Source organism: Hydrogenophaga sp. SL48 (assembly GCF_021729865.1).
Classification (GTDB): Bacteria; Pseudomonadota; Gammaproteobacteria; order Burkholderiales; family Burkholderiaceae_C; genus Hydrogenophaga.
In genome coordinates this window covers 3,172,123-3,186,262 of record NZ_CP063400.1, presented here as the reverse complement: position 1 = coordinate 3,186,262, position 14,140 = coordinate 3,172,123, and the positions used below count along the sequence as shown (strand labels likewise).

At 64.8% G+C, this 14,140-nt stretch carries 12 protein-coding genes; 8 read left to right on the top strand and 4 right to left on the bottom strand.

Annotated features, from left to right (window positions below; genetic code table 11):
* Positions 1-15 precede the first annotated feature (15 nt).
* Entirely contained in the window at positions 16-1,335 is a 1,320-nt protein-coding gene (locus IM738_RS15110; protein ID WP_236961751.1) for an ATP-binding protein, read from the top strand.
* On the top strand, positions 1,325-1,876 hold the full coding sequence (locus IM738_RS15105; protein WP_236961750.1) for a response regulator transcription factor: 552 nt from the start codon (positions 1,325-1,327) through the stop codon (positions 1,874-1,876). Before IM738_RS15110 ends, IM738_RS15105 begins: the two co-directional genes overlap by 11 nt.
* A gap of 112 nt (positions 1,877-1,988) precedes the next feature.
* Here IM738_RS15105 and IM738_RS15100 read toward each other — a convergent pair whose 3' ends face one another.
* Positions 1,989-2,591 (bottom strand): hypothetical protein, encoded by a 603-nt coding sequence (locus IM738_RS15100; RefSeq protein ID WP_236961749.1) that lies wholly within the window; start codon positions 2,589-2,591, stop codon positions 1,989-1,991.
* Between the two features lie 106 nt (positions 2,592-2,697).
* Here IM738_RS15100 and IM738_RS15095 point away from each other — a divergent pair, with 106 nt between their 5' ends.
* Both IM738_RS15095 and IM738_RS15090 read left to right on the top strand, forming a co-directional pair.
* On the top strand, positions 2,698-3,261 hold the full coding sequence (locus IM738_RS15095) for a DUF2975 domain-containing protein (protein ID WP_236961748.1): 564 nt from the start codon (positions 2,698-2,700) through the stop codon (positions 3,259-3,261).
* Positions 3,261-3,488: a helix-turn-helix domain-containing protein gene (locus IM738_RS15090; protein WP_236961747.1), complete on the top strand. Its 228-nt coding sequence runs from the start codon at positions 3,261-3,263 to the stop codon at positions 3,486-3,488. The genes IM738_RS15095 and IM738_RS15090 overlap by 1 nt, the downstream gene beginning before the upstream one ends.
* Positions 3,489-4,153: 665 nt before the next feature.
* Here IM738_RS15090 and IM738_RS15085 read toward each other — a convergent pair.
* Positions 4,154-4,696, bottom strand: a complete 543-nt coding sequence (locus IM738_RS15085) for an outer membrane beta-barrel protein (protein WP_236961746.1) — start codon at positions 4,694-4,696, stop codon at positions 4,154-4,156.
* Positions 4,697-4,845: 149 nt separating this feature from the next.
* Here IM738_RS15085 and IM738_RS15080 point away from each other — a divergent pair, with 149 nt between their 5' ends.
* From IM738_RS15080 to IM738_RS15065, 4 genes are all read left to right on the top strand, one after another.
* Complete coding sequence (locus tag IM738_RS15080; protein WP_236961744.1) at positions 4,846-6,150, top strand: leucine-rich repeat-containing protein kinase family protein; 1,305 nt, start codon at positions 4,846-4,848, stop codon at positions 6,148-6,150.
* A 202-nt stretch (positions 6,151-6,352) separates the two neighbouring features.
* On the top strand, positions 6,353-6,949 hold the full coding sequence (locus IM738_RS15075) for an NnrU family protein (RefSeq protein WP_236961742.1): 597 nt from the start codon (positions 6,353-6,355) through the stop codon (positions 6,947-6,949).
* A 73-nt stretch (positions 6,950-7,022) separates the two neighbouring features.
* Positions 7,023-8,123 (top strand): PQQ-dependent sugar dehydrogenase, encoded by a 1,101-nt coding sequence (locus tag IM738_RS15070; RefSeq protein WP_236961740.1) that lies wholly within the window; start codon positions 7,023-7,025, stop codon positions 8,121-8,123.
* Positions 8,124-8,145: 22 nt separating this feature from the next.
* Entirely contained in the window at positions 8,146-8,610 is a 465-nt protein-coding gene (locus IM738_RS15065) for a tellurite resistance TerB family protein (RefSeq protein ID WP_236961738.1), read from the top strand.
* 1,000 nt (positions 8,611-9,610) lie between these two features.
* Here the strand turns inward: IM738_RS15065 and IM738_RS15060 are convergent.
* Positions 9,611-11,605, bottom strand: coding sequence for a UvrD-helicase domain-containing protein (locus tag IM738_RS15060; RefSeq protein ID WP_236961736.1), 1,995 nt, complete (start codon positions 11,603-11,605; stop codon positions 9,611-9,613).
* A complete protein-coding gene (locus IM738_RS15055; RefSeq protein ID WP_236961734.1) occupies positions 11,598-13,967 on the bottom strand; it encodes an AAA family ATPase in 2,370 nt (789 codons plus the stop codon). The genes IM738_RS15060 and IM738_RS15055 overlap by 8 nt, the downstream gene beginning before the upstream one ends.
* Between the last annotated feature and the right edge of the window lie 173 nt (positions 13,968-14,140).

Below are 14,140 nucleotides of genomic sequence, written 5' to 3'. Positions count from 1 at the left end.
GGCGCCCCCAGCCCCATGGTGAATGCCGCCCCGTCCCACCCCAGCACCGTCGGCCCCGACCACGCCGCCGGCCTGAAAAACCTGCAGCAGCTGATCCAGCTGCGCTGGCTGGCCCTGTTCGGCCAGATCGCGACCGTCGAGGTCGCCTTCCACGGCATGGGCATTCCCATCCCGCTGCGGCCCATGCACTGGGTGCTCGCGGGCCTGGCGGCGTTCAACCTGCTGTCGCTGCTGCGCTGTCGCAACCAGCGGCCGGTGACCAGCACCGAGCTGCTGCTCACCCTGCTGGTGGACGTGGGCGCGCTGACCGCCTTGCTCTACCTCAGCGGCGGCGCCACCAACCCCTTCGTGTTTCTGTTTCTGCTGCAGGTGATCCTCGGCGCGGTGCTGCTGCCGGTCTGGGCGACCTGGATCATGGTGGGCGTGACCACGTTGTGCTTCGCCGGGCTGGCGCTGCTGGCCCTGCCGCTGCCCCTGCCGCTCGACCACGACCGGGGCCTGGCCAGCCCCTACACCCAGGGCATGCTGATCTGCTTCGTCCTCAACGCCGTGTTGCTGGTGGTGTTCATCACCCGCATCGCAGGCAACCTGCGCGAACGTGACACGCGGCTGGCCCTGCTGAGGCAGCGCGCGGCTGAGGAAGAGCACGTGGTGCGCATGGGCCTGTTGGCCTCGGGCGCGGCCCACGAGCTGGGCACACCGCTCTCGACGCTGGCCGTCATCCTGGGCGACTGGCAGCACCTGCCGCACTTCAGCTCCGAGCCCGAGCTGGCCGACGACGTGGCCGAGATGCAGGCCCAGGTGGCGCGCTGCAAAGCCATCGTCAGCGGCATCCTGCTCTCGGCGGGCGAGGCGCGGGGGGAGTCGTCCAGCGAGACCACGGTGTGCGCCTTCCTCGACCACGTGGTGCAGGCCTGGCGCGAGCGGCGGCCCGGCGCCCACCTGCAGTACCACAACGCTTTCGGGCGCGACCTGCCCATGGTGGCCGACTCCGCGATCCAGCAGATGATCGGCAACGTGCTGGACAACGCTCACGAGGCCTCGCCCGACGCGGTGTGGTTCGAGGCCCGCCGTGAAAACGGTTTGCTGACGCTGACGGTCTGGGACCAGGGCCCGGGGTTCGCGCCCCACCTGCTGCCCCAGATCGGCAAGCCTTACCAGTCGAGCAAGGGGCACCCCGGCGGCGGGCTGGGGCTGTTCCTGGTGTTCAACGTCGCGCGCACACTGGGGGGCGCCGTGGCGGTGCGCAACCTGGAAGAGGGCGGTGCGCAGGTGCGCATCACCTTGCCGCTGCTGGCCATCACCCTGCCCGAGGACGAACCCCATGGCACCTGAAGACACCGCGCCCAGAGAGCGTCTGCTGATCGTCGAAGACGACGCGGCCTTTGCGCGCACGCTGGCGCGCTCCTTCGAGCGCCGGGGCCACGAGGTGCGGGTGGCCGCGAGCCACGAACAGTTGCTGGAGCAGCTGCTCAGCTTCGCGCCGACCCGGGCGGTGGTGGACCTGAAGTTGCAGGGCGAGGCGTCGGGCCTGGCCTGCGTGCGCACCCTGCTCGCGCGCGACAGCAGCATGCTGATCGTGGTGCTGACCGGTTTCGCCAGCATCGCCACCGCCGTGGAGGCGATCAAGCTCGGCGCCTGCCACTACCTGGCCAAACCCTCCAACACCGACGACATCGAGGCCGCGTTCGGGCGGGCCGAGGGCACGACCGAGGTGGCGCTGACCAACCGCCCGAGCTCGATCAAGACGCTGGAGTGGGAGCGCATCCACCAGGTGCTGGCCGAGACCGGTTTCAACATCTCGGAAACCGCCCGGCGCCTGGGCATGCACCGCCGCACCCTGGCCCGCAAGCTGGACAAGCAGCAGGTCAAATAAGCGGGTTTCCGTGTGGCAGGCACACCGAATGAAACGGTGCAGCCCAGCCACCCAGGGCACCGCCAGACGGCCAGTGCCGCCCCCTGGGGTAGCGCGAAGCGCTGCGGGGGAGTCACTTCTCGGCCAGCCTTCGGATGTCTTCGGGCGTGCCGTTCCACACCTCGAAGAACCCTTCGCTCTGTTGGATCTGCATCCAGGTGGACCACTTGGTGCGGGCCAGCGCCGGGTCGGCCACGGCGAGGTCGTTTTGCTCCACGCCCATGGCCAGCGAGCCGCCGTGCTGGTAGCCCGGTTGCGCCTGCGCCAGCCGCACCGTGGCCTGGATGCGCCGCAGCTCGGCCTGGGTGGCCGGCGGCAGGCTGTAGACCAGCCAGCGGCGGCCCGGGCCGGGCGCGTCGAGGCCGAGCGTGGCGCCGCCGGTGGTGGTCATGGCCAGCGGCAGTTTCTTGTCCACCGGCTCGAAGGCGCCCGCCACCTTGGGCGTCAGCTTGAGCAGCAGGTAGGGCACGGCGCCGGCTGGCGGCGTGAGGCGCGCGTCCACCTGCAGCGCCACCATGAAATGCGCCGGGTTGGCGTCGAGCATCTGGCCCGAGAGCTGGGCCAGGCGCGGCAGCGAGCGCAGCGGAATGCCGCCGCAGCCGGCGAGGGCCGCGCCGGCCGCGAGCACCAGGCTGCGGCGGGTGAGGAACGACAAAGGGGAGGGTGTGTGTGACATGGCAGACCTTGGGTTGATTTGACAAAAATTATCATAAAACAATAAAATATTGTCAAATGACAATCACAAACCACGGCCCACGAGGCCTGTCTGACGGAGCCAAGCCATGACCACGAACCCCCGCCCCACCGCCGTTCCCTCGCTGCAATCCGTGCGCCGCATCAGCCGCTGGATGGTCGCGGCCTGCTGGGCGATCCTGTTGCTCTTGCCGCTGGCGCTGCTGGTCTACTGGGCCACGGCGAGCGATGCGGTGCTGGCGGGCCACGCCAGCCTGCCGTCGGGCGCGGTCCAGGGGCCCTTGCTACCCTGGCAGCGGCTGGCCGCCGGCGCGGTGATGGGGGTGCCGCTGGCGCTGCTGCTCATGGGGGTGTGGCAGGCACGGCGCTGCTTCGAGATGTTTGCCCAGGGTCAGGTGTTCACCGCGCAGGCCACCCACCTGTTGCGGCGCTTCGCGGGCTGGGTGGCCTGGGCGGCGCTGGCCGCGCTGCTGGCCAGTTCGGTCACCTCGGTGCTGCTGACCCTGCACCACCCGCCCGGCATGCGCCACCTCGCGATCAGCATCGGTTCCGACCACGTGTTCACGCTGTTTTTCGCCGGGCTGGTCTGGCTCATGGCCGCGGTGATCGGGCAGGGCCAAGCGATGGCCGAAGAAAACGAGGGCTTCGTCTGATGCCCATCGTCGTGCAGCTCGACGTGATGCTGGCGCGGCGCAAGGTCAAGTCGCGCGACCTGGCCGAGTTCGTCGGCATCACCGAGGCCAACATGTCCCTGCTCAAGCAGGGCAAGGTCAAGGGGGTGCGCTTCGAGACGCTGGAGAAGATCTGTGCGTACCTGCAGTGCCAGCCTGGCGACTTGTTGGTGTTCGTGCCTGATGTTGAACCGCCGGTGGTGCCTTGAGGGGCCTGCCTCTGTTTTCTCGTTGCCCTTTTCGTCTTGCCGGTCTTGCTCGTTGCACCTCGCGATGCCAAGGCGTGTGCGCTCAGGCCGCAGCGCTTGGGTGAGGCGGTCGGCGCTGTGCGCCGACTTCCCTGCGATGCTCGCGGCCGTGGCCCGTCGCCCAACTCGCTGCGTTCGCTGCGCTCTCTCCGCTCAGACAGGGGCGACGAGTCAGTCAACGATGCGCGCTGCGCGCGCGGCCACGACCCCTGCGCTTCTCGGCGCCTCACATGGCGCGCTGCGGCCTGAGCGCACACGCCTTGGCAGAAATGTGTTGGCAATCCAACGGTGGCCCACCCCAACGCTTCTTGCTGCGGCAGGCGCTGTGCGGTGGGGGCGATTTTCCGGGTTGGCTGTGGCCGCCCGTCTGGGGCCGGGCGCGCAGGTGCGCGCATCGTTGTCTGACTCGCGGCCACTGTCTGAGCAGAGAGAGCGCAGCGAACGGCGCGAGTTTGGCCGCGCTGGCCCCAGGCTGGTGGGCACAGCGGAGTCGGCGCGCAGCGCCGACCACCCCGGATGAGCCCCCCGCCGGGCAGCGCCTGCCGCAGCATTGCGAGGAGCAGCCACCGCCAACTCAGCAGCAGCGCCGCAAAAACCCTTTAAAGAAAAGCGAACTCTCCCAAGCCTCAGAAACGCAGGCCCAGGTTCAGCGAATACCCGTCCACGCTCGCACCGCCGCTGTCGAGGTAGTTCATGTGGTCCACGCTCAGCGAGAGGTGGTCGGTGGGCATGAGGCGCAGCCCGAAGCCGTAGGAGAGCTTCTTGTCTTCGCCGGAGCCCAGGCCCTGGAACGTCACCTTGGTGCGCGCCATGCCGACGCGACCGAACACCTCCACCGGGCCAAGGCCGAACTTCGGCGTCAGGTACACGCCATAGAGCTGGTTCACCTTCGCCGTGGTGCTGATGCCGCTGGAGCCGCTGTTCTTCACGCTGCTGCTGCGGGCGTTGAGGCCACCGATGGCCTCGATCGCGAAGCTGTCGATGAGCTGAAAACCCACCAGGCCCCGCAGCATCACGGGCTCGGCGGTGGCGCGCAGGCCGATCACCGGCACCGACAGGCCGAGCGAGAGCGGCGAGTAGCCGATCTCGCCGTAGACGCTCTGGGCCTGTGCCCACGGTGCGCTGCCCGCGGCCAGCAGGGCCGCCATCACCAAGTGTTTTTTGTTCATGTTCGCTCCGCTGAAAATGGGGTTGACCGATTCTAGGAGCCCGCCCCCCGCCTGGCGCGGTGCGGGCGGTGGCCGGTGCTCTGGCTTCGATAATCGGTCTTTCCCCGGCACGGCGCCGCCGATGCCACCTCAAACCCTCTGGTCTTTGCATGCACACCCTTGAACAACTGCGCAGCGGCGCGCTCGCCGGCACCCGTCGGCTTGACCTGAGCGCGGGCCTGACCGAGCTGCCGGAGGAGGTGTTCGCGCTGGCCGACACGCTGGAGGTGCTCAACCTCAGCGGCAACCGCCTGAGCACGTTGCCGCCCGAGCTGTCGCGCCTGAAGAAGCTGAAGATCATCTTCTGCTCCGACAACCCGTTCACCGAACTGCCCGAGGTGCTGGGCGACTGCCCGGCCTTGCAGGTGGTGGGGTTCAAGGCCTGCGAGATTGCCCGCGTGCCCGCTGCCGCCCTGCCGCCGGCCCTGCGCTGGCTGATCCTGACCGACAACGCCATTCACCACCTGCCCGACGCGCTGGGCGAGCGCCCGCTGATGCAAAAGCTCATGCTCGCGGGCAACCGCCTGAGCGCGCTGCCCGAGGGCCTGGCCCACGCCGAGCGGCTGGAGCTGCTGCGGCTCTCGGCCAACCGCTTCGAGCAACTGCCCGCCTGGCTGACCGCTTTGCCGCGCCTGGCCTGGCTGGCGCTCTCGGGCAACCCGCTGGGCTGGACCGTGCCCGCGCCCGCACCCTTGCCCCGGGTGTCCTGGGCCGCTCTGCAGATGGGCTTGGCGCTGGGCGAGGGCGCGTCGGGCCGCATCTCGCGGGTCGAGGCGCCGGGCCACGAGACGGGGCTCGCGCTCAAGCTGTTCAAGGGCGCGGTCACCAGCGACGGCCTGCCCGAGCACGAGCTGGCGGGCAGCCTCGTGGCCGGCCAGCACCCTGCCTTGTGCACGCCCGTGGCCGAGTTGTGTGAGCACCCGCAAGGCACGCCAGGCCTGCTGTTGCCGCTGATCCCGCCGGGGCATGTGCACCTGGCCGGGCCGCCCAGCATGGACAGCTGCACGCGCGACGTGTACGCCGAAGGCTGGCACATCGGCGCGCCGCAGGCGCTGCGGCTGGCCCGCACCATCGCCGGCGCGGTGGCCCACCTGCACCAGCGGGGCGTGGTGCACGGCGACCTGTACGCGCACAACATCCTGTGGAACCCCGCGAGCGGCGAGGCGATGCTGAGCGACTTCGGCGCGGCAACGCTGTTGCCCGTGGGCCGGCCGGAGCTTCGGCGGGCCTTGCAGGCGCTGGAGGTGAGGGCCTTTGGGTGCCTGCTGGAGGAGCTGGTGGCGCACGCCGGCGCCGGCGATGGGCCGGTGTGGGCCGCTCTGGATGGGCTGGCGCGGGCCTGTTTGCAGACCGATCCGGTGCTGCGTCCCACGATGGACGACGCGGTTCTGGCGCTGGGTCGGGTGGGCGACTGAGCCACCTGCCCCGACCTGATGCAGGAGCGAGCCCAGGCATGCCCACTCTTCCTTGAGAACGGGGTGACGCCATCGGCCCGCGCGAGGTGCTCGAACACCCATCGCTGCCATGCGCTGTGCGGCGCTTCGCGCTACAGTCGGCACCACATTGCGCCAAGCCACCTTCAGGCCTTCTGGCGTGCAATCAACAGGGGGGATTGACATGGCGTGGCTGGTTCTGGGTCTGGTGTTGTTTCTCGGCGTGCACAGCGTCTCCATCGTGTCGCCCAGGGGGCGCAACCGGCTCGCGGCGCAGATGGGCGAAAACGCCTTCAAAGGCATGTACTCGGTGGTCTCGGCCGTCGGGCTGGTGCTCATCGTCTGGGGCTACGGCCTGGCGCGCGAAACCCCGGTGATGCTCTACAGCCTGCCCGGCGGCTTCCGGCACCTGGCCGCGCTGCTCATGCTCCCGGTCTTCGTCTTGCTGTTCGCGGCCTACCTGCCCGGGCGCATCCAGCGCGCCACCAGACACCCCATGCTGCTCGCGGTCAAGCTCTGGGCGTTGGCCCACCTGCTGGCCCAGTCGGTCACGGGCGGCTCGCTGGCCGACGTGCTGCTGTTCGGTGGCTTCCTCGTCTGGGCCGTGGCCGACCGCATCTCGGTGAAGCGCCGCGCGTTGGCCGGGCTGATCCGCAGCGCGCCGGCCTTGCCCGCCACCGGGGCCAACGACGCCATCGCCCTGATCGGCGGACTGGCGCTCTATGGCCTGACGGTGATGTGGGCCCACGCGGCACTGTTCGGCGTTCGCCCCTTCGGCTGACCCTGGGAAGCCCGGGAACCATGGGGGCTGGCAGGGGCTCCCACCGCGATCGCTTGAAACACAGGAGAACCCCATGACCCGTGCGTCCCTTTTTGCCATTCCGCTCGCGCTGTTGTTGGCGGCGAGCGCCAACGCGGCCAAGCTGCGCATCGAGGTCGTGGCCAGCGGCCTGCAAAACCCCTGGGGCCTGGCCTTCATCGACGGTGGTCGCCTGCTGGTCACCGAACGGCCCGGCCGCATGCGCGTGGTCGCGGCCGACGGCACGCTGGGCGCCCCGCTCGCGGGCCTGCCCAAGGTCGATGCCCAGGGGCAGGGCGGCCTGCTCGACGTGATCACCGACCGCGACTTCGCGCGCAACCGCACCCTCTACTTCTGCTTCTCCGAACCCGGCGCCGGCGGCAACTCCACCGCCCTGGCCTCGGCCCGCCTGTCCGACGACGCCACCGCGCTGGAGGGCGTGAAGGTCGTGTTCAGCCAGAAGCCCAAGTTCGCCAGCAAGGCGCACTTCGGCTGCCGCATCGTCGAGGGCAAAGACCACACGCTGTTCCTCACGCTGGGCGACCGCTTCGCCCGCAAGGACGACGCGCAGACGCTCGACAACCACCACGGCAAGGTGGTGCGCCTGCGCAAGGACGGCACGGCGCCGCCCGACAACCCCTTCACCACGCGCCCCGGCGCACTGCCCGAGATCTGGAGCTACGGCCACCGCAACCTGCAGGGCGCGGCCCTGGGCCCCGACGGCCGGCTCTGGACCAGCGAACACGGCCCGCAGGGCGGCGACGAAATCAACCACCCCGAGGCCGGCAAGAACTACGGCTGGCCGGTCATCACCTACGGCGAAAACTACGGCGGCGGCGCCATCGGCCAGGGCATCACCAGCCAGGCGGGCATGGAGCAGCCGGAGCATTACTGGGTGCCGTCCATTGCACCCTCCGGCATGGCCTTTGTGACCAGCGATCGCTACGGCAAGGCCTGGAAGGGCAGCATGCTGGTGGGTTCGCTGAAGTTCCAGCACGTGGCCCGGCTCACGCTCAGCGGCACCAAGGTGGTGAAGGAAGAAAAACTGCAGGCCGACATCGGCGAACGCGTGCGCGACGTGCGCGAAGGCCCCGACGGTTTCATCTACCTGCTCACCGACGCGCGCAACGGGCGGGTGCTGCGCCTGCTGCCTTGACACCGACGCAAAAACACCACCCATGCTCCGCACCCTCAAAGACCTGTTCGACGCCTTCACCGCGCCGGCCGCGCCATCCTCGCCCACCGAGCGCCAGCACACCGTGCAACTGGCCACCGCCGTGCTGCTGGTGGAGGTGATCAAGGCCGACCCCGCCACCGGGCCCGACGAGCAGGCCGCGCTGTTCGCGGCACTGAACACCAAATTCGCGTTGACACCGGACGAACTCGCGCGCCTGGTGGAGCTGGCCGAGGCCACGGCCCAGGGCCTGTACGACTACCACCGCTTCACCAGCACCCTGAACGAGCAGTTCACCCAGGAACAGAAAATCCAGGTGGTCGAGGCCATGTGGCAGATCGCCTTTGCCGACGGCCACCTCGACGTGCACGAGAACCACCTCATCAGCAAGGTCGCCGGCCTGCTGCATGTGACGCACGGTGAATACATCGCGGCCAAGCTGCACGCCAGGGAGGCCGCCAGCCACTGAGGGTGGGCTGCCCTGGGCAAGGTGGCGCGTGGTCCTTGCCGTTGGACGCAAGGACTTCGCCGTTTGAACGGCCGATGCACCGGCACCTTGCGCCGCGTTGCCGCACTCGCCCGGGCATGGGCATGGGCATGGGCTCCAGCAGCGCCACCCCGATGTGCAGGTGCACCAACTCACCACGACTGCACGCTCTGGCGCGCTTTTGCTCCCAAAGCTCAGCGGGCGAGGACAGTGGCCGCGCGCTGGCTCGAAGCGTTGGCTGATTGACAGAGCCTGAGGTTCACCGCAGGCAGCATGTCGCCGGCGGTTTGGGTCGAGCGGTATGGGGACTGACGCGTGTCGGCTGTCGGCCAGGAGCCGGTAGTTCACTCAGTCGCGTTCAACGCCTGGTCAAGGCTGGGTCCGGACATTCAATTTTGACAACTGGGGTTTTTCGAGTCACCGCAACCGGTCGTTCACCATCCCGGATATCAAGTGACCGCTCGACTGCCTTCAACGGTCATCGGCTTAACGCAGTCACACCAGTATCCTGCAACTTTCCGTGCTGAAATGGCATGATTGGCCAACGCCTGTCGTCTAGCTTCTAGGCATTCGCTCAATAGCACTCATAGGAAACTCAATGTCAGCCAAGCGAAAAGTCAAGGATGCCCTCAGTGCAGTAGAAGACGCTTTGCGTGCATTGAGGAGGGCAGCTGAAGTTGCGCCAGGCGAGGCCAACATTGCACGCGCAATCCGGGAGCTTCGAGACGCAGAGACTCTTCTTGAACGTGCTGCTAGGGAAGTTGGTCGCCTGGAGTCGCAGTAGCACGCCGAGAGGCTGCGTGGACCGTGGCCAGAGGCTGGCGAACGCTGCCGCAGTGCAAAGCAGTCACCCGACGTCGAGTCAGTCTGGCATCGAGATTGATTTCAAATGCGGTCAATGATCGCACATGGCCCAACTCGATAGAGTGACTTACACACACGAAAGACCTGCTCGCCAAGGTGCTCTCGATCCGGGTCAAGTTCAAGTACTCATTGCCTCAAACGAGTCGCCACTCATGATGCAGTCCTCTGGCAGCAGGCCAGAACTCTTCACCTTTTCCCGCGCAGATGATTCGTCTGCGGTGAACAGTACCAAGACCAAGTCGCGTTTCGCGCGAGTGCAGCAAACGTAGAGCAACCGCCGGGTGCGGGCCAAGATGTTGTCTTCGCCCGCGTCAATTTTCTTTTGATCGTTGGGACTCAACGGTGTAATCCCGAAATATTTCTCGTAGTTGTAGAGATTGAAATCGCTCTCTTCCTCGTCCATAACGACGAGGACACGGTCGAACTCGGCCCCCTTGACGCCATGCTGGGTTGCGAAAGGGGACTCGGAGGCCACATACCTCCGGTATGGCCACATCTCCGCTGCCCCACACTCTAGGAACGCCAAAACCGCCGCATCACTGGATGCTGAACCCCCGCCTTGTTCTTCCTCGTTTTCACCGCCTTCGGTCGCAGCTGGACTTGTCGCAGCAGTCGGTCCACCGACGCTGGTGTGGTCGGCGTTCTCCTCCGACTCGTCAAGCATCAAGTCGAGTGCTCGCTGGTAGCGTTGATCAAATGTGAAGAGACCGAATTGTCGGAGGTGGTCGAGAACCTCTCGAATGCTAGCCGCAGCAGGCTCCATCAGCTCGACCAAACGCAGCACCGACGCCCTGATTTCTCGTAACGACGCTGCTACATCCTTGCCCGGCTGAGCTCCCTCTTTCAGGCGAGGAGAAAACTGCCTGAGCAAGTTCATCGCCGTGAACTCGTCGTTGCTCTTCATCGCAGTGACGATTGGAAGGACAAACGCCGTGAACGGCCTTAACGGCCAAGCAGTAGCGTCCTGGAAACCCTGCTTCATCGACGCCGGTGCGCCGTCGTTTAGCGCAGCGTAGATCTCACCGAATCCCATCCGCTTGGCAGCCATCCTATGGACGATGACGAGAACCTTTACATCCTCGGCTCGATCACCACGCCAGCCGTCGTCGTCATTGGCTCGGGCGGTCCATTCTCGGACTTGACTCAGGGCTTGCTGTCGGTCCAGTGACGATGGCAGCACAAAGAGTCGTGCTGTGCCGACGATGGGTTCCATTGCAGCTCCGTCGACCTCCCTCATCGCCCCACGGATCTGCTTCAATCCATCGTCCGGTTCACGTACAGCATTTGCGACAGCCAGAACGGACTGTGCGCAACGGTAGTTTTCGGGCTTATCGATGTCCATCCAGCTACCGTCGTGGGTGACATTGCCGATGCCCGTGAGATAAATCTTCTGCATCGGGTCGCCGAAGAATCCAAGGCAGAACTGACCACGCATGTCGACCTCGACGCGCTTGAAGGACTCGACCACGTCCACCATCGTGTCCTGGCTCTCATCAACAAAGATGAATGGAAAGCCAAGCGCCACAAGCCGGCGAAACAGCGGGCGCTCCATCATCAGGAAGTTCGCAATCTTGATGATGTCGTCGTGACCGAGGATGCCCTTTGGATAGTCGCTGCCCATGCCGTAGGTAAACGCTTTCACCTTAGGCATTGCAATGCGCTGGGCGGTATACCTCTGCACATCCCGTGCGTTGTTCTCTTTGGTCTGTGCCCGCGTGCGATTGCTGAAGTTTGCTGCGTCTTCGCCCAGCTGTACAAGCCGCGCTTCAATGTTGGCGACTACCCAGAGCTTTATGTCGGATTGGAACGACTTGATGATGGACCAGTAGAAGCTATGGATGGTCGAAACCCGAACCAGCGGATTGGCGTCCACATCTTCTGAGACCTCCTTAGCTGCAAGGTCCGTGTACGTGATGCATGCGACCTGCTGCTTCTTCCGTCGGAGCGACGGTCCGTGCACCTCCAAGACGCAGGCCAACGCCTTGATGAGCGAGGTGGTCTTGCCGGAGCCCGCACCGGCGCGCACAACGAAAGACTGGGGTGGCTTCGATCCAATGCATGCCCGAATTGTCTTGTCCGCCTCTGTGTCCGAGCTCAAGAGGCGCTTACTCATGGGAGGCCTCTCCTGCTTTCATTACAACCGCAGTGACACCTTCGACGACCTGTATCGCCTCAGATGCCGAAGCCAGCGCCAACTCGGCTTCGGCTTCATGTGCTACTTGTGCCTCAAGCCAACGTAGGCCTTCAGCGATATAGCGCGGCACCTTCCATTTACTCTCCGGCCCACTGGCGAGAACCTCCAGAGCGAAGCGCATTTTGTCGAAGTTTTTACTGGTAACCCTTTTGTGAAGTCGTTGGGCGAGGTCTCTTGGCGTCGTAGGCGGCGGACGCAGGCGCAGGCCCACACGCTGGTTGGTCTTGTCCTGCACCCAAGCAGAGTTCTCAAGACCGAACGCTTCTTCAAGCGTCCGACCGCAGAGGTCCTCCGAGGCGTCGCCAACCGTGACCTTCGTTCGGATCTGGTAGGCAACGCGGACCAAGGCTCCTGCGGCGTCGGCAAGGGCGAGAGTCTTTTCCCCCTCAAGGACGACAAGTAGATCGGCAACCGTCTGTTTCTGCGGAATCCAGCTGATGAGCGTCTGGTTGGCGGTCAACGCCCCGGGCTCTTCGGCGAAGCAAGTAGATCCCTTCTTCTTGCTGACTTTCTTGTTGCCCAAGTCATCTTCGCCATCATTCACCTCAAAGGTTTTTGGCGAGTTCTCATCGTCATCCGGCTCGGTCTGATCATCCCCGTCCTCAACATCTTCAGCGTCAGCGACGGCTACCGCCGCTTTCGGGAGAACGCTGTCGATGTCCGTGATGACAAGTGTGGTGATGCCCACAAACTCGATGAGCTCTTTGAAGCGATGCGCGAACGCGCCACCGACCTCGAGAATGGTGAGGGCGCTGGAGCGCAGCCGCTTGGCCGTCGTCTCGATCATCGCGGGCATCAGTAGACGCTCGACATTCCCCTCGACCAGAATTGCGGCATCAGAGAAGAAGAGGTCGCAGTGGGTGAGCTTCAGATACCGCTGCAAGAACTCGCGGGATGCCTTCTCACTTTCGGTTGACTTGAACCTCGACAGGTTTTTGACCTCCGTAAAGCTATCGAGAGCATCGCTCACCCTGCGGAAGTAGCGAATCGGTCCGAAGCCACGCTCATAGAGGATGTGCGGCGAATGGGTGGTCACCACCAGCTGGGTCGCGAAGAAGCCATCATCGTCAGCGGCGTCTTGCCCGAGCAAGGTGAGGACGTTGCGGATGAAAACCTGTTGCACCTGGGCATGCAAATGGGCCTCAGGTTCTTCAATGAAAATGAGGTGGAGCGGAGGGCGGTCCTCGTCATCTTTCCATCGTTCGTGGAGGTCAAGCAGTTCGACCACCATGTAGATGAGATTCTTGTAGCCCAAGCCGTTGTAGCTGTCGGGAAGTTGCGCCTTCTCATCTCCCGGCAGCACGTAGTGCACGCGGGTGGCGTCTTGGTTGAGTACCTTGCTAGGGTCCAACTGGGCGCGGATGATGATCTCCGGGTTTTTAATGCCAGGGTAACCAAGCTTTGAGAGCCGTTCCAAGGTCTTACGGAACACCTGCTCAAGGTGGTCGTTCAATCCTTTTTCTGACGAGGACAGCGCCTTGAGCATCGCATGGTCATCAGCCCGCTTCTCAAGGTTGCGCTCATAGAAACGGCTCAAGCGTTTGGAAAGGTTTTCGTCGCGCGCACTGCTCCCGCTCCCAGTGCTGTCCGAGTCAGGATCGTCAAGGTGTCTTTGGGCCCGAAGGAAATCCACTTTCAAGAGGGACTTGAGGATCGTTGCGCCTCCCGGATCAACGGATGCGGGCAGGGGCTCATAACTCGCATCGCGCTCTTTGAAGCTTTCAAACTGGCGCTCGTCGAGTACGTAGTACCGCAGCTGGTATTCGTTGGCAAGCTGATCTGCGAGGTATTTGGTGAGCGTTTGGGGCCAGGGCTGATAGTCGGCACCAGCGACGTTTGATGCGACGGCCGCAGCATTTGCTGCATCTCTTTTTTCTCGAAAACGCTTAATGACTTCGTAAGAGCTCCCCGGTTCGAAGCAGATGCGGATGCCGACGAAGCGGCCCTCCCAGTCAGTACTAGGAAGGAGAGGCATGGCCGCGACCAGGTCTTGCGCGCCGACGGTGAACCAGAGATCCAAGGAGATGGTCGGAAGGGCGACCGGGTTGTCGGTATCAGGCGCTGCTTCGCCGATCTCATCGAAGGTTTTCCACAAGGGAGCACTGAAATCGAAGAGCTTGAATTTGCTCTTCTTCCCCTCGATCATCATCTGGAGGCCCTGCGCGGTGGACGTCTTGCCGCTGTTGTTTGCACCGACGAAGATCGAAATCTGGTCGTCAAGCTCGACAACCACGTCGCGCAGGCGACGGTAGTTCCTTAAGCGATAGGCATGCAGCCTCATGTATTTCTCCCTGTTACATATGTTGTTGTAACAGGATTGTTGCGCATGTGAAGCCGAAGTTTCGCTTTCGCAAATGCTCAGCGTCGCTTCAGGGTCGAAACCGCCTGTCCAGGTGATACCGAAGCGGTCGGTCCAGCTTCTCAAGCCATGTCGCTAAGGTCCTATGACCGCAG